The following is a 15,662-nucleotide window of genomic DNA, read 5'->3' as shown; positions in this document are numbered from 1 at the left end:
TCGCAGCAGGTCGGCGACGGTAGAGTCGTTTCCGACGGAGGTGCCTGCGACGAGGCCGGTCCCGTTCGACAATCACAGGGGAAAGGACGCAATGTTCTACTGGCTGCTCAAATTCGTGCTGGTCGGGCCCTTCATGCACATCTACAACCGGCCGAAGGTCGAGGGCGTGGAGAATATTCCCGCCGACGGAGCAGTCATCCTCGCCGGCAATCATCTGTCGTTCACCGACTGGTTGTTCACCCCGTTGCTGAGCCCGCGTCGCATCACCTATCTGGCCAAGGCCGAATACTTCACCACGCCCGGACTCAAGGGCCGGCTGCAGAAGTTCTTCTTCTCCGGCACCGGCCAGTATCCGATCGACCGCAGCGGCGCCAGCGCCGCCGAGGACGCGCTCAACACCGCTCGCAAACTGCTGAGCGAGGGTCGCATGGTGGGTCTGTACCCGGAAGGCACCCGCTCGCCCGACGGTCGCCTGTACAAGGGCAAGACCGGTGTGGCACGCCTCGCCCTGGAGACCGGTGTGCCGGTGATCCCGGTGGCACTGATCGGGACCGACGAGGTGTGCCCTCCCGGACCGTTCCGGTGGCGCCGTCGCCGCGTCACCGTGAAATTCGGTGCGCCGATCGACTTCTCCCGCTACGAGGGCATGGGCGGTAACCGCTTCGTCGAGCGGGCCGTCACCGACGAGATCATGTACGAGCTGATGCGGATGTCGGGTCAGGAGTACGTCGACGTCTACGCCGCCAGCCTCAAGAAGGGCGTGCCCTCGGGCAGTCGTCCCGAGGCCGAGCGAATCCCGGAGACCCTGGCGAGCTGACTGTCGCCCTCTCTACGTTCTCGGCCCCCGGACAACCGTCCGGGGGCCGACTCGTCTCGGCACGAGAATTGCCGCGAGCGAGTCGCGACCGCGTCGCCACCACAGCGCCGCGCCCGGGCCGCTTACCGCCGATCGATTCCGGTGATCGCGCCGCTGCGGCGGAACGCCTCGATGGCCTCGTACTTGGCGAGATTGTGCCGCGCGTCGGCCAGCGCGTCGTGCGCGTCGGCCGGCACCGGCGGCAACTCCGGCCGGCCGTGGTGATCCCAGTGCTGGCGCAGTTCGTTGGTGTAGCGCGGCAGCGCCGCCGGCAGATCCACCATCGAACCCCACAGCTGGCAGAACGCCACATGGTCGTAGGCCCCCACCCACGCCCACAATTCCGGACGCACGGTCGGCCGCGGTACCAGGAATTGATAGAGGTCGTCGCGAATGCGCTGACGGCTGCGCCACAGCGGCGAGGAGGGGGAGGGGAGTTTCGGCAGGACATTGCGACGCACCCACTGCCCGGCTCGCTCGGGGTCGAATTCCGTTGAGACCGCGTAATATTCCCGACCGTCCTCGCAGACCACGCCGATCGAAATCAGATCGATCGTCACCCCGTCCTCGATGAATTCGCAGTCATAAAAATATTTCACGCGGTCGTGCCCTTTCCGATTCGGCGTACACCGGCGCTCGCGGTGATATCTCGGCCGAACCGCCCGACCCGGCCCCGCGCTCGAGGTTACGGCCCCGCCCGCGCGGACGTATTCATCGGCCCCCTACCCTCCGGGTTACCCCGCGATTGCGGAAGGTCCGTATTCTGATCTGGTGAACTGGACCGTCGACGTACCGATCGATCGCTTGCCGGAACTGCCACCGTTGCCTGCCGAGCTCCGTCGGCGACTCGACGCCGCCCTCGCCCGCCCCGCCCTGCAGCAGCCGTCGTGGGATCCCGAGCAGGCCGCCACCATGCGCACCGTCCTCGAGAGTGTGCCGCCGCTGTGCGTGCCCGCCGAGGTCGAGGAGTTGCGCCTGCAGCTGGCCGAGGTCGCCCGCGGCGAAGCCTTCCTGATGCAGGGCGGCGACTGCGCGGAAACCTTCGCCGACAACACCGAGCCGCACATCCGGGGCAACATCCGTACCCTGCTGCAGATGGCGGTGGTGCTGACCTACGGCGCGAGCCTGCCGGTGGTGAAGGTCGCCCGGATCGCCGGCCAGTACGCCAAACCCCGCTCGGCCGACGTCGACGCGCTCGGCCTCAAGTCCTATCGCGGCGACATGGTCAACGCCCTCGTCGCCGACGCCGCCCAGCGCGAACACGACCCCTCGCGGCTGGTGCGCGCCTACGCCAACGCCAGCGCCGCGATGAACCTGGTGCGCGCGCTCACCGGCGCCGGAATGGCCGATCTGCACAAGGTGCACGACTGGAACCGCGACTTCGTCGCGCAGTCGCCGGCCGGTGCCCGCTACGAGCAGATGGCCTCCGAGATCGACCGCGGCCTGGCGTTCATGAACGCCTGCCGGGTGCAGGATCCCAGTCTGCAGTCGGCGAAGATCTACTGCAGCCACGAGGCGCTGGTCCTCGACTACGAGCGGGCGATGCTGCGGCTGTCCCACAACGCCGCCGGCGATCCGGTGCTCTACGACCTGTCCGCGCATTTCCTGTGGATCGGTGAGCGCACCCGGCAGCTCGACGGCGCCCATATCGCCTTCGCCGAACTGCTGGCCAATCCGATCGGTATCAAGATCGGCCCGACCACCACGCCGGATCAGGCGGTGGAATACGTCGAGCGGCTCGATCCCACCAACGAGCCGGGCCGGCTCACCCTGGTCGCGCGGATGAGCAACACCAAGGTCCGCGACGTGCTGCCGCCGATCATCGAGAAGGTGCAGGCCACCGGACATCAGGTGATCTGGCAGTGCGATCCCATGCACGGCAACACCCACGAATCGTCCACCGGCTACAAGACCCGACACTTCGACCGCATCGTCGACGAGGTGCAGGGCTTCTTCGAGGTGCACCACGCCCTGGGCACCCATCCGGGCGGCCTGCACATCGAGCTGACCGGCGAGAACGTCACAGAATGCCTCGGCGGCGCCCAGGACATCTCGGATCTGGATCTGGAGGATCGCTACGAGACGGCCTGCGATCCACGCCTCAACACCCAGCAGTCCTTGGAATTGGCATTCCTGGTCGCCGAGATGCTGCGGTGACGGATCGGCCCGGAGTGGACGTCGTATTTCGCAATGACGAGGGCCCCTCGCGCGGTGACGGCCGCCCGCGTGGGGAAGGTCCGGCCAGCGCGCAGAGCGCGCTGCGGATCGGCAACGCCGATCGCACCATCCTGCGGTTGCTGCGCGATCGCGACCGCGACGGGATTCCGTCGGAGGTCGTGCTGCGCGACGGCAGTCGCCTGCTGATCTTCAACATCTGCTGGGGCTACGAGATCTCCTGGGGGTTCGACGTGGCCCACGGCTACGCGCCGGTCGCTGCCGCCGCGCAGATCACCACCAACATCAGCCCGAGTGTCGGCGGGGTGCCGGTGGAGGTGTTCACCACCGCCGCGGTGGTGGCGGTCAACGATCCGGAAACCGGTGACCCGTTGCTGGCGGTCGGCTGAACCGACCCGCCGGGGAAGCACGCGATCGTGACATGATCCGCAGAAGTTAGCTGTCCAGTTGCTGAACGCGGAAACCTGCACTAGGTTTCCAGGCGTGACACTGCAGCGGCAACGGGCTGTGCGGGAATTGTGCGGAGAGGATCGCTATGCAGCGCGCATCGGTAGCCAGAGGATTGCAAACTGCGAGCAGGCCGATCGCCGCCCTCGCCGAACATGTGCTCGAGATCGACGGCGTCCCGGTGACGATCGTGATCGAACGTCCGGAGGTCGACCGCGCCGGAATCGCGTGGCGCTGCCGGGTGCGGGTGGTGCGCGGCAACGGCCGGCTCGAACATTCCCAGGTGGTGGGCGCCAGCGCCAGCGCGGTGCTGCAGCAGGCGCTCGACCTGGCCAGTCAGCGGCTGGGCATCAGCGAGGCCGAACTGCTCGGCGGTGCGGATGTGGGCGGCGTCCTCGGCTGAACTCGGATTCAGAACGGCAGGACGGTCAGGGTGACCGTGGACCCCGGCGCCACGTTCGAACCGCCGAACGGTGACTGCACGCGGACCGTACCGCGGTCACCGCTGAACACCTGGTTCAGCACGACCTTGAGGCCCATGCCCTCGAGTTGGGAGCGGGCCACGGCGGCGTTCTTGCCGGTGACATCGGGAACCTGGACGGCATCGGAGACGATCAGCGTCACCGTGGCGCCGGAGAGCACCTGGGTGCCGGCGGCCGGATCGGTGCCCGCGACCTGGCCCGATGTGATCCTGGCGTCGAAGTCGGTGCGGGTGTCGCCGACGGCGAGTCCGGCGTTCTGCAGCGCCGCCTTCGCCTCCTCGACGGTCTTGCCGCGCACGTCGGGCAGCTTCACCGGCTGCGAACCCTTACTGCGGTAGACCTTCACCTGCGCGCCGGTCGGCAGCACCGTGCCGGGCGCCGGATCCAGTTGCGCCACCGACCCTTTCGGGGCGGTGCTGGGTTTCTCGCCGCCGTCGACGGGGGTGAGCCCCGCATCGCGGATGAGCTGGTTCACCGTCTTCGTGTCCTGGCCGGGCTGAAACTGCGGCACGTGCGGCTGACCGCTCGACACCAGGACGGCGACCGTCGACCCCTTCAGCACCTTCGCCCCGGCGGAGGGATCGGTGCCGACCACCCCGCCGACGGGAATGATGTCGGAGGCCTTGTCGCGCACGGTCGTCCCGAAACCGGCGTCCTTCAGCTTCGCGGTCGCCTGTTCCGTGGTCATCCCGGCGATCGCCGGCACCGACGAATAGCGGCCGACGCCCAGCCACCAGCCGCCGATGCCCAGCAGCAGCGCGAGGACCACCACCACGGCCGCCCAGATCAGGACCCGGCGCCGGGACGTGCCACGATCCGGGACGAATTCCGGCCGATGCGGTGGGGCCGGCGGGTGGTGCGGACGGTCCGGTTCGGGATCGGGCATCGGATGGGCCGCGGTCATGACCCGGGTGCGGGCCGGCTCGGACGCGAGCCGGGTCGTCGCCTCGGTGACCGGCTGCGGCGTGGGGGCCGGTCCGGCGGGCGGGGTCTGCACGACGCGGTATCGCGCGGACAGGTGTTCCGCCGATTCCTTGGGTGCCGGTACCCGGTAGTCGGGCAGATGCAGCACGGTGGCGATGCGATGCAGTTCGGCGGCCATTTCGGTGGCATCGGCGAAGCGGTGCGCGGGCTCGCGGGCGGTGGCGTGGGCGACCAGGTCGTCGAATTCCGGCGGCACGCCCTCGATGAACCGGCTCGGGCTCGGCACGTCCTTCTCGACCCGCTGATAGGCGATCGACAGCGAGGTGTCGCCGGTGAACGGCGCACGGCCGGTGAGCATTTCGAAGATCAGGATGCCGAAGGAGTACACATCGCTGCGGGCGTCGGCGTTGCCCGCGGTGACCTGTTCCGGCGACAGATAGGCCGCGGTGCCGAGGATGACGCTGGCCGAGGTCAGATTCGAGCCGGCCACCGCCCGCACCAGGCCGAAGTCGGCGATCTTCACCTCACCGGCGTCCGAGATCAGCACGTTCTCCGGTTTGACGTCGCGGTGCACGAGTCCGGCCGCGTGTGCGACACCGATCGCGCGCAGCACCGGTTCGGCGACCGCGCGCACCGCGTGCGGGGGCATCGGACCGCGCTCGCGCAGGAGTTCGCGCAGGGTGCCACCCTCGACGAGCTCCATGATGAGGAACGGATACTCCCCGTCGATGCCCTGGTCGTAGACCGCCACGAGCGAGGGGTGCTTCAGCTTGGCCACCGAGCGGGCCTCGAATTCGAAGCGGGTCAGGAACTGCGGGTCGCCGGCGAACTTCGGGTCCATCACCTTGATCGCCACGGGCCGGTCCAGCCGGGTGTCGACTCCCCGGAACACCATCGACATCCCACCGCGCGCGATCGGCGCGTCGATGCGGTAGCGCCCGTCCAGCATCTGGCCGATCAACTGCTGTCCTCCGAATTTCACCTAGCGGTTGCCGCCCCCGTGACGGCACCCCCGATCGTATAGGCGCGCGCCGTCACGGTCGCTGATGACGTGCTTACGCCCCCGTCGAAACCGGGCGTACGCCGTATCCGGATGCCGACGGACTACGGTTGTGCAGGTGAGTGCATTTCCTTGCAGCGACGATGTCGTTCCCGAATCGGTGACCCTGCTCCCGTTGCCGGATGTGGCCGAACAACTCGGCATCGCGGTGACCAGAGTGCATCAGATGTTGCGCGATCATCAATTGATCGCGATCCGCCGCGGTGGTATCGCCGGTATCCCGGAAGATTTCTTCGATTCTTCGGGCGCGGTCGTCAAGCCCCTGACCGGCCTCATCACGGTGATGCGTGATGCGAAATATACGAACGAGGAAATCCTCGAGTGGATGTACGCCGAGGACGACACCCTGCCCGGCCGTCCGATCGACGCCATCCACGGGCCGCTCGCCCGCGAGGTCGTCCGCCGGGCCGCCGCCGAACCGTTCTGAGGCGATGTAGGCGGCCTGGGCCGGTGACTTCGGGCCGCCGGTCGGCGACCGGGGCGCGGAGTGGCGCGCTGTCGAGTGCTGCACGACGGCTTTGCTGTGCGCCTGCTCCGAGGGGCGGCTTCGGCCGTTCGATGGTGCCTGAGGTCCGTGGTGGGCGGCGAGTGCGGCGTCAGGCGCGTGGCGCGTTCGGCTGTACTGTGCGGAAGGCCCGGGGGAGCGCGGTGTGGACGGGCGGGGACGGATGGCTCGGCCGGCGCAGCCCGGATCCGAATTCGGTGATCGCGACCCGAAGCCGCCGCGAGGTGGGAACCGTTGCGCGGCGGTCGAATACGGCATAGTCGTGGCGCTCGATCTCGTCGAGGATTCCGCCGTAGAGCACGGCCGCGGTGCGAATGGCGGGGCGTACCCGCGGTCGGAGCAGATCGATGCCGGGCGCGGCGGTGCGATAGACCGCGCGGTTGACCGCGATCAGATGCGCCAGGGCGCGGCGGACTCGGGGATCGGTCCGGCCGGTGCGCCGGCAGTGGGCGAGCAGACCGGCGTCGACGCCGAAGGCCGCGAGTTCGTCGCCGGGCAGGTAGACGCGCCCGCGATCGAGATCTTCGGCGACATCACGCAGAAAGTTGGTGAGCTGGAAGGCCTCACCCAGCGCGGCGGCCGCCGGTTCGGCCTCGGCCACCGGTACCACCGTGCCGAGAACCGGCAGCAGTTGCAGTCCGATCGCCGCCGCCGAACCGCGCATGTACTCCCGTAGTTCGCCCATATCCGCATACCGATTCCGGAACAGCGGGCTCCCCGGCACATCCATCCGCATGGCGTCGAGAAACACCCGGAAGTGTTCGGGCGCGATGCGATACCGGGCAATGGTGTCGACGAGTGCGGTGAGTACCGGGTCGTCGATCGCGGCGCATGTCGCGGGAAGGGACGCGGCCGCCGTGGTGACCGTCGTGGGTGGGCAGCCGTCAGCGATGGTGCTCGCGGGAGATCCGGTGGTTGCGGCGCGCATCGCCAGGGTACCGGGCTCCGTGGTGAGAAGCCCCGCATTCTCCAGCGCAAGGCGGAGTTGCGTTTCGATCCGGTCCAGCCGCCATGCCGCAGTGAGATCGGCCGCTCCGGAATCTGAGGCGGCCCGGCTGCAAGTGTGCTCGGGGCGGGCGACGTTACGTGCCGCCCCGGGGTGCCCCAGGTCGGACGCACCGGAAAGAGTTGTCTCACAGGAGCTTTCGGCCTGATCCACGACGTCGTCGACGGTGCGTGCGAACGCGTAGAGCGCATGCACCGCAGCCTGTTGGGGCGGGGACAGGAGCCGGGTGGCCAGGAAATAGGTGCGGCCGTGTTCCGCCGCGATGGCCCTGCAGTGCCGGTATGCGGCCGCCAGTTCGGCATCGGGGCCGCGGCCGGTCATTGCTTGGGTCTGCCCGAATCGGCGCGCAGTCGCAGCGGATCCACCTTGCGCAGCGACAGCGCCGCCACCACGGCGACGAAGGTGGCCGCCGCGACGTGCCAGACGTTGTAGAGGCCGATCGAGCCGCCCGGCTGGAACACCAGCATCAACCAGGTGCACAGCCCTACCAGGATCATCAGGGTGGTGGTCGACATGGCGAATCCGGCGGCCAGCGCCAGCGGCCACGAGTAGTACCAGGGCAGGGCCGCGGGGGACAGGATCACGATCGCGACGAAGGCGATGAGAATGCCCATCACCGCATCGCGTTCGGAGCTCTTGTAGCGCCACCAGGTCCACGCCAGGATGGCGACCAGTGCGAGCGCGCAGAGCCCGCGCGTCCACACCAGCACCTCGCCGAGATTCAGCGGCGTCACCCAGGTCACCATGTGCGCCATGATCGTCGGCAGCGAGAGCCAGTTGATGATCTTCTTCGATCCCGACAGCGCCGTCAGCCAGCCGATACCCACACCGGCGACCGCGGAGGCGGCCACGAAGACCACCGCGAACACCGACACGCCGAGGCCCGCGATCTTGACGAAGGTCCGAATCGGATGCGGCAGCGGCCCCTTGTTCTCCGCGGCTCGCCGCTCGCGTTCGTGAATCATCCAGATCCACACCAGGAACGGCAGCGCCACCCCGGCGGTCGCCTTGATCGCGACGCCGATCGCGACGACCACGATGCCGGCGGCGTGGTGGCGTTCCAGCACGAGGGCGATGCCGGCGGCCATCAGGCCGACCATGAGCATCTCGTTGTGCACGCCGCCGATCAGGTGGATCAGCACCAGCGGGTTCAGCACCGCCAGCCACAGCGCCACCGTCGGCTTACCGCCGAGGTGTTTGGTCATATGGGGGACGGCCCACATCATCAGGGCCAGTCCCGGCAGCATGACCAGGCGCATCGCGATGGTGCCGGCCACCACGTTGTCACCGGTGATGCTGGTGATGGCCTGTCCCATCAGCAAAAAGATCGGGCCGTAGGGGGCGGTGGTGGTGGTCCAGACGGGGCTGACATTGTCCAGCAGTACACCGGGATTCACCACCGGCCCGACCTTGTACGGGTCGAAACCGTCGCGCAGCAGCGCGCCCTGCGCCAGATAGGAGTACACGTCCTGGCTGAACATGGGCACGGCGAACAGCAGCGGCAGGATCCAGATGCCGACGATCGCCCGCAATTCGTTCAGCGTCACGGTGCTGCCGGGACCGCGGTGGGCGCCGGTGCCGATGGTGATGCGCCCCAACCGGACCCAGGCGATGATCATCGACAGCACACCCAGCCACACCACGATGGTGGCCAGCGCGTAGCCGTGCCCGAATCGCAGCCAGGACAGGTGGGCCGCTTCCAGCAGCGGATCGCTGCGGCGCACCGCGCCGGCGCCCAAGCCGCCGAAGGTGATCAGTACCGCGCCCCAGAAGCCGAGCAGGGCGGCGTGGCCCTCGGGGCTGCGGAAGAAGTCGCCGGCCCAGCGCACCCACCAGCGCGCGGTGTGCACGGCCGGTTCGGGGACCGGCACGACGGTCACCGGCACCGTGGTAACCGTGCTGGTCACCGGCGCTGTCGCGGGGGCAGTGTCCGTATCGGGGGTCGGCATGGTTCGTCTTCCCCCCGGGAATGTCGGTGCGGTGCGGAACCGCGGGAGTGGTCAGTTCGCGGGCCAGTTTAACGGTTTGCCGGCAACCCTAGCGCGCCGGTCGGCGCCGTGGCGCCGTCGGCGTGCCGGAAGGCGCCGGTAATGCGTTCGGCGGCCAGTTTTCCCGAGAGCAGGGCGGTCGGCACGCCGACTCCCGGGGTGGTGCCGCATCCGGCCAGCACCACGTTGGCCGGGGTGCGGGCGAGGTTGCGGGTGCGGAACGGTCCGGTCTGACGGAACAGGTGCGCGGCCGAGAACGGAGTTCCGGCGATCATTCCCTGCTCGTACCACGTCTGCGGCGTGTCGAGGTGATCGACGGTGAAATGCCCGGCGATCTCCCGGTATCCGCGCTCTTCCAGCACGGCCAGCAGTTCTTCCAGGTAAGCCGGCCCCAGTCGCGACCAATCCAGTGGCGCGGCTTCGAGATTCGGGCACGGTGCCAGCACCGACAGCGGTTCGTAACGGCCGGTGGGCCGTTCGACGAACTGGCCGGGATCGCTGAGCGCGGGCCGGGTGATCAGCAGCGACGGATCGCTCATCAGCCGCCCACGACCGCGCCGCGCGGCGATTTCGGCGAAGGTCTCCTCCCAGGCCCGGCCGAAATCGATGGTGTGGTGGGCCTGTATCGGCCATCGCGCCGCCACGTCGGCCGGGATGGTGCCGTGCGCCACCACCGCGGAGGGGGCGGCCCGCAGCGGGCGGTGCCGGCGAATGCCGAAGCGGCTCAGCGAGCCCAGGTCGGCGGTCACGACCACCGCATCGCAGTCGAAGCCGCGCCCGTCGGCGGCGCGGACCCGCCGGGCGCGCCCGGCGTGATAGTCGATACCGCTGACCTCGCAGTTCAGTTCCAGCCGCCCACCGGCGCCGGTGAACGCGGCCGCCAGCGTCGCGGTGATCGCCCGCATGCCGCCGACCGGGAAGTAGACGCCCAGCGAGGTGTCCATATGTGGAATCGCGCCGTAGACGGCCAATGCCTGCGCGGGTGCGGTCCCGGCGTAGAGAGCCTGAAAGGTGAACAGCCGCGCCAGCTTCGGGTCTCCCAGGATGCGCTCGACCCGGGGGCCGAGCCGGCCGAACGCGCCCAGCCGAACCAGTTCCCACAGCGCCGCGCGCTTCTCGGGGATGCGGACCATATCGAGCGGGGAATCGAAATTGGTGTCCATGAACTGGTCGTAGGCGCCGGCGTAGATCCGGGCCAGCCAGTCCCGCAGGTCCAGATAGCCCCGTTCCTGCGCGGCTCCGCAGGTGCGGCGCACCTCGGCCGCCATCCGCTCCGGGTCCGAATACACCCCGATCACGCTGTCGTCGGCGAAGCGCGCCCGGTAGGCGGGGTCGAGGCGGTGGATCCGCAGTCCGTGGGCCGCGGCATCGGTGCCGACCGCGGCCAGTGTCTCGTCGATCAGGCCGGGCAGGGTGAGAACCGTTGCCCCGGAGTCGATTTCGTAGTCCGGCCCGCGACGGACCCCCACCCGCCCGCCCGGATGATCGGCGCGTTCCAGCAGGGTGACCCGGCGCCCGGCTCCGGTCAGATACAGCGCCGCGGCCAGCCCGGACAGGCCGGCGCCCACGACGACGATGCGATCCGACCGTCCCGCAACGGTTTTCATGCCACCCGCCTGGTCGCGGCCAGCGCCATCGCGCGCAGCCGGTCACCGGCCTCGGGGGTGACCGAACTGGCCGCCAGCGCGCCGAGACCGCGGTCGGTGAGTTCGGTGATGCGGCGTTCCACATCGTCGACGGCGCCGAGTCCGGTGATGAGCTCGCGCAACCGGGTGACCTGCTCGGGAGCCAGGTCGGTGCCCAGCGACGAACGCAACAGCCGCGCCGCGGCGGGATCGGTGGCGTCGGCGCGGCGCAGCGCCTCGGCGACGAGGACCGTGCGTTTACCCTCTCGCAGGTCGTCACCCGACGGTTTGCCGGTGACGGCCGGATCTCCGAAGACGCCGAGCAGGTCGTCACGCAACTGGAACGCGATGCCGATATCGGTGCCGAACTCCCGGTAGGCGGCGATCAGTTCGGGATCGGCCCCGGCCAGCGCGGCGCCCAGGTGCAGTGGCCGCTCCACGGTGTAGGCGGCCGTCTTGTACCGGTTGATCCGCAGCGCGGCGGCCACCGAATCGTCGGCACCGGCCTCACCGTGTACGTCGAGCAGCTGGCCGCCCATCACCTCGGTGCGCATCGCCGCCCACACCGGGGCGAAGCGGGCCCGGGCCGCGGCGTCCAAGCCGGCGGCGGCGATCATGTCGTCGGCCCAGGTCAGCGCCAGATCGCCGATGAGGATCGCCACGCTCACTCCGAAATGCGCCGAATCGCCACCCCAGCCCTGGTCGCGGTGGCGATCTTCGAAGTCCACGTGCACGGTCGGGAAGCCGCGCCGGGTGCGCGAGGAGTCGATGATGTCGTCGTGGATCAGCGCGCACGCCTGCACCAGTTCCAGGGCCGCGCACGCGGTGAGCACCGAGTCGGCCTGGTCACCGGACGGATCGCCGCCCGCGCCGAGCCATCCGGTCCAGGCGAACGACGGCCGGGTCCGCTTGCCGCCGCGCAGCACGAAATCCTCGAGGGCGGCCGTCGCGGAGATGAAGACCGGTCCCAGTTCGGCGACCAGTTCGCGGCGGCCGGCGAAGAATCCGGTCAGCGCCTGTTCGACCGCGCGCACCAGCGCCGCGGAGTCGTTCGGCGCCGGACGTGCCGGGCTGGCCGGACCAACGGACAACGCAACCTCCAGATAGTTCGTCGTATCGGCGAGCCGATACCGGGTACGCCGGGGCGTCTCGGGCGTACCGAGAATGTGGCCGGCGAGACCCTGCGTAGGCGCCGGCGGCGGCTGCGGCGGTCCCGCCGATTCCCTCGGCCGGCCATCGCGAACGGGTTCGCGTCGCGGCGCCTGCCGGACCACCGTGAACCTTACTGCGTCGGTTCTGCCGCCCGACAGCGCCGTAGCCGGCACGTGACCGGCACCGCACCGCATCGGACGGGCGCGATCGAGGCCGGTCGGTGCGCCACCGTCGTGGTGCTCGGCGGAGCCGGTGAACAGATCGCGCGGCCGGGTGTGGACCGCCGCCCCGGAGTCGCCGGGGCGAGCAGCGGCCGCGACGGTGATGCACGGCTCCGGCCCGAGCCGAAGCGGCGGCTGGACCGGCGCGGATCCGGGCCGGGCGGCCTGTCGGGAGGGGGCGTCCTACTACACTGGACCGGTGAGTTTCGACAACGTACGGGGACGATCGACCCCAGGCCGACCCTCCCGGACGCCGTCCGCAACTCCCTCCGTGGTGGGGCAGCTGGGCCGCCGCCCCGACGGCACCATCCCGTTCTCGGTCGAATTCAATCCGCCGCGCGACGCCGCGGCCGAGGCGCGGCTGTGGCGCGCCGCCCGTGAGTTCGAGCGGATGCATCCGGCGTTCGTGTCGATGACCTACGGTGCGGGCGGATCCACCCGCGACCGCACCGCGCGCATCACGGGGCAGCTGGCCCGCGACACCACACTGCTGACCGTCGCGCATCTGACCGCGGTCGGGCACAGCGTGGCCGAACTGCGGTCCATCGTCGGCAGCTACGCCGATGCCGGCATTCGCAACATGCTCGTACTGCGGGGTGACCCGCCGGGCGACCCGCTGGGCGAGTGGCGCAAACATCCCGACGGTGTCGAATACGCCGAGGAACTGGTCCGCATGGTCTGCGAGCTCGGCGACTTCCACGTGGGCGTGGCGTCGTTCCCGCAGGGCCACTACCGCTCTCCCGACCTGGACCACGACACCCGCTATCTGGTCTCGAAACTGCGTGCGGGAGCGGAATATTCGATCACGCAGATGTTCTTCGACGTGGAACACTATCTGCGCCTGCGGGATCGGGTCGCGGCCTACGATGCCGAACAAGGCGCCAAGCCCATCATTCCCGAGCTGATGCCGATCACCTCGCTGCGCACCGTGCAGCGCGCCGAGGAGCTGTCGGGCCGGCCGCTGCCCCCGCGGATCATGCAGCGGCTCGAGCAGGCGGCCGGTACCGATCCGGAGGCCAATCGCAACGCGGTACGCGCGGTGGGCATCGAGATCGCCACCGAGATCGGTCAGCGACTGATCGACGAGGGCGCGCCCTGCCTGCACTTCATCACCTTGAACTTCGCCAAGGCGACCACCGAGGTACTCACCAACCTCGGCTATACGGTGACTCCGGCGGCGGCCGTCAACGCCTGATCGGCGTTTCGCGGGCGAGTTGCCGCGCATTCGCCTCGACCGGCGGTACCCTCTCGTGCACCGTGACGACGCGGAGGTCCCCGAGTCATGCTGTGCGGCCCGGCGGACCGACCTGGTGCGGATGTTCCGCTGAACTCAGGAGAACCCCGATGGCCGTGGTGACCAGTCTCGTCCGTCTTTCCGCAGCGCTGACCGTGACCGGTGCGCTGACCTTCGCCGGCGCCGCCGCCGCGACCGCCGCTCCGCCCGACCCCGCCGCCACCATCGCCGCCGTGGGCCAGAACCCGGCGGCGGCGACGGATTTGCTGACCGCGTATCAGACCGCGGTCGAGTCGCTGAAACAGCTGGGTATCCAGCCGTTCCTGTATCCGTCCGGCTCGGCGTTCTGCCAGGACGGCAGCACCCTCGGCCTCGTTCCGGCGCTGGCCGGCGCGGTCCCCGGTCCGTGGCCCAAACTGGCGGTGCCGGTGCCCGGACTGGATCTGTCCGCGGTGAAGGCGGGACAGACGATGTTCGCCTTCGTCCCCTACGGCATGGGTCCCGACGGCCCCGACACCACCGGTATGCAGGTGGCCTGGTTCAACGTCTCCAACGGTCGCGGCGGATTCGCCGCCATGGGCCCGCTGTCGCAGGTCATCGGCTCGATGGTGCCGCCGAATCTGCCGCCGGAGGTACGCCCGGCGTTCGAGCAGGCGATCCGCAACTTCTTCCTGGCGGCGCTGCCGGTCGGCGGTGTGCGCGCGGTGCCGGTGGACACCGGCTCCGGAACGGTGCTGGCGGCGGTGTTCGGCACGGTCCGCAACGGCGCCAACACGTGCATGTTCCTGCCGACGGTCGGCGTTACCTCGGTGCCCTGACTTCGACGGGCCCGGGCCGGGAGCGGTCCGGGCCGTCCGGCACCGGGCGGCCCTTCCAGCGCAGTGCCCCGCGCCGATGCAGCAGCCACGACCGGCCCGACAGTCGCAGATACGCGCCGATCGACACCGGATGTGCCAGCGCCGCAGCGATATCGGCACCGCGCGGGAGCGTTCCCGATTCCAGTGAGCGGGCCAGCAGCCGGCTCGCGACACCCGATCCGTAGCCGGCGACACCTATCCGCCGGATCCGGCCGCGGCCGAACAGTGCGGCGAGGGCGGGCAGCACGTACGCGACCGCGGCGACCGCATCCACCGCCAGGGCACCGGCCGGGCCGCCGTAGGCCGACCACAGCCAGCGGGTGTAGCCGCCGTCGACTTCGGCTGCGCCCCGGTACATTCGGGTACTCGCCAGCGTCCCCGCCGCCACCAGCACGGTGCGATGTCCGGCGCGGCGCAGCACCCGCGCCAGCGCCAGATCCTCGGTGATCGACCCGGCCACCGCCGCATGACCGCCCACCGCGCGATAGACCGCCGTGTCGAAGACGAGGAACTGCCCGCACGCCACCGCGGTCGACGGGCGCAGGCCGCGATCGGCGAGCCGCACCGGCAGCGTCGCGGCCCACGACCAGCACAGCAGCGGCTGCACCAGCGCCTCCGCGAGCGATCCCGCCCGCTGATACGGCCACGGCGACACCGAACCCGCACCGCTGCGGCGCAATTCGCTCACCGCCGCGGCGATGGCGTGCGGGCGCAGCCGGACGTCGGCATCGAGGAAGATCAGGACACCGGGCGGCGGGCCGGCGGTGACGCCCGCGAGTTCGGCCAGGCGTGCGCAGGCCGCGGTCTTGCCGGTCCATCCGGGCCCGGGTTCGGTGTCGGCGGCGACCACGGTGAATCGATCGTCGTCACCGATCGCCTCGACGGCGGCCGGGAAGGTGCCGTCGGTGGATCCGTCGTCCAGGATCCAGATCCGCATGCGCGAAACACCTTGCTGGGCACGCAGATCCGCGATCAGCCGCGGTAACCGAGGTGCTTCGTCGCGGGCCGGGATCGCGATGATCACCGGCTCGATCACCGGGGTGGCGTCGGCCCGCAGCCGCCGCATGCCGAGCCGGTTCACCAGCGCCATCACACATCCCGTGCCGGCCACGACCGCGCCCGCGGTGACG

At 69.9% G+C, this 15,662-nt stretch carries 14 protein-coding genes; 7 read left to right on the top strand and 7 right to left on the bottom strand.

Annotated features, from left to right (window positions below; translation table 11 throughout):
* Window positions 1–91: 91 nt before the first annotated feature.
* Entirely contained in the window at window positions 92–817 is a 726-nt protein-coding gene (locus NA3_RS26015) for a lysophospholipid acyltransferase family protein (protein WP_030514742.1), read from the top strand.
* A gap of 122 nt (window positions 818–939) precedes the next feature.
* Here the strand turns inward: NA3_RS26015 and NA3_RS26010 are convergent, their stop codons facing one another.
* Complete coding sequence (locus NA3_RS26010; protein ID WP_062966247.1) at window positions 940–1,455, bottom strand: polyadenylate-specific 3'-exoribonuclease AS; 516 nt, start codon at window positions 1,453–1,455, stop codon at window positions 940–942.
* A 172-nt stretch (window positions 1,456–1,627) separates the two neighbouring features.
* Between NA3_RS26010 and NA3_RS26005 the strand changes: the two genes are divergently transcribed.
* From NA3_RS26005 to NA3_RS25995, 3 genes are all read left to right on the top strand, one after another.
* Window positions 1,628–3,013: a class II 3-deoxy-7-phosphoheptulonate synthase gene (locus NA3_RS26005; protein ID WP_062966246.1), complete on the top strand. Its 1,386-nt coding sequence runs from the start codon at window positions 1,628–1,630 to the stop codon at window positions 3,011–3,013.
* A 14-nt stretch (window positions 3,014–3,027) separates the two neighbouring features.
* On the top strand, window positions 3,028–3,420 hold the full coding sequence (locus NA3_RS26000; protein ID WP_062966245.1) for a hypothetical protein: 393 nt from the start codon (window positions 3,028–3,030) through the stop codon (window positions 3,418–3,420).
* A gap of 146 nt (window positions 3,421–3,566) precedes the next feature.
* On the top strand, window positions 3,567–3,881 hold the full coding sequence (locus tag NA3_RS25995; RefSeq protein ID WP_128145168.1) for a hypothetical protein: 315 nt from the start codon (window positions 3,567–3,569) through the stop codon (window positions 3,879–3,881).
* An 8-nt stretch (window positions 3,882–3,889) separates the two neighbouring features.
* On the opposite strand, the gene pknB is transcribed toward NA3_RS25995, so the two are convergent.
* Complete coding sequence (pknB, locus tag NA3_RS25990; RefSeq protein ID WP_157126598.1) at window positions 3,890–5,866, bottom strand: Stk1 family PASTA domain-containing Ser/Thr kinase; 1,977 nt, start codon at window positions 5,864–5,866, stop codon at window positions 3,890–3,892.
* A 136-nt stretch (window positions 5,867–6,002) separates the two neighbouring features.
* On the opposite strand from pknB, the gene NA3_RS25985 reads away from it, so the two are divergent.
* Window positions 6,003–6,371, top strand: coding sequence for an Rv2175c family DNA-binding protein (locus NA3_RS25985; protein ID WP_062966372.1), 369 nt, complete (start codon window positions 6,003–6,005; stop codon window positions 6,369–6,371).
* A gap of 169 nt (window positions 6,372–6,540) precedes the next feature.
* On the opposite strand, the gene NA3_RS36270 is transcribed toward NA3_RS25985, so the two are convergent.
* The 4 genes from NA3_RS36270 to NA3_RS25965 all read right to left on the bottom strand — a co-directional run bounded on the left by NA3_RS36270 (window position 6,541) and on the right by NA3_RS25965 (window position 12,171).
* Window positions 6,541–7,776, bottom strand: a complete 1,236-nt coding sequence (locus tag NA3_RS36270; RefSeq protein WP_084491867.1) for a phytoene/squalene synthase family protein — start codon at window positions 7,774–7,776, stop codon at window positions 6,541–6,543.
* A complete protein-coding gene (locus NA3_RS25975; protein ID WP_084491866.1) occupies window positions 7,773–9,404 on the bottom strand; it encodes an alpha-(1->6)-mannopyranosyltransferase A in 1,632 nt (543 codons plus the stop codon). Before NA3_RS25975 ends, NA3_RS36270 begins: the two co-directional genes overlap by 4 nt.
* A 68-nt stretch (window positions 9,405–9,472) precedes the next feature.
* Complete coding sequence (gene crtI / locus NA3_RS25970; RefSeq protein WP_062966243.1) at window positions 9,473–11,050, bottom strand: phytoene desaturase family protein; 1,578 nt, start codon at window positions 11,048–11,050, stop codon at window positions 9,473–9,475.
* On the bottom strand, window positions 11,047–12,171 hold the full coding sequence (locus tag NA3_RS25965; protein ID WP_062966370.1) for a polyprenyl synthetase family protein: 1,125 nt from the start codon (window positions 12,169–12,171) through the stop codon (window positions 11,047–11,049). The genes crtI and NA3_RS25965 overlap by 4 nt, the downstream gene beginning before the upstream one ends.
* 469 nt (window positions 12,172–12,640) lie before the next feature.
* On the opposite strand from NA3_RS25965, the gene NA3_RS25960 reads away from it, so the two are divergent.
* Both NA3_RS25960 and NA3_RS25955 read left to right on the top strand, forming a co-directional pair.
* On the top strand, window positions 12,641–13,636 hold the full coding sequence (locus tag NA3_RS25960) for a methylenetetrahydrofolate reductase (RefSeq protein WP_084491887.1): 996 nt from the start codon (window positions 12,641–12,643) through the stop codon (window positions 13,634–13,636).
* A gap of 149 nt (window positions 13,637–13,785) precedes the next feature.
* On the top strand, window positions 13,786–14,493 hold the full coding sequence (locus NA3_RS25955; RefSeq protein WP_062966242.1) for a hypothetical protein: 708 nt from the start codon (window positions 13,786–13,788) through the stop codon (window positions 14,491–14,493).
* On the opposite strand, the gene NA3_RS25950 is transcribed toward NA3_RS25955, so the two are convergent.
* Window positions 14,477–15,622: a glycosyltransferase family 2 protein gene (locus NA3_RS25950; protein ID WP_084491886.1), complete on the bottom strand. Its 1,146-nt coding sequence runs from the start codon at window positions 15,620–15,622 to the stop codon at window positions 14,477–14,479. The genes NA3_RS25955 and NA3_RS25950 overlap by 17 nt on opposite strands.
* Window positions 15,623–15,662 lie beyond the last annotated feature (40 nt).

The organism is Nocardia africana NBRC 100379 (assembly GCF_001612635.1).
GTDB lineage: Bacteria > Actinomycetota > Actinomycetes > Mycobacteriales > Mycobacteriaceae > Nocardia > Nocardia africana.
The sequence above is the reverse complement of the archived record's forward strand: the minus strand, read 5'-3'. Positions and strand labels throughout refer to the sequence as shown.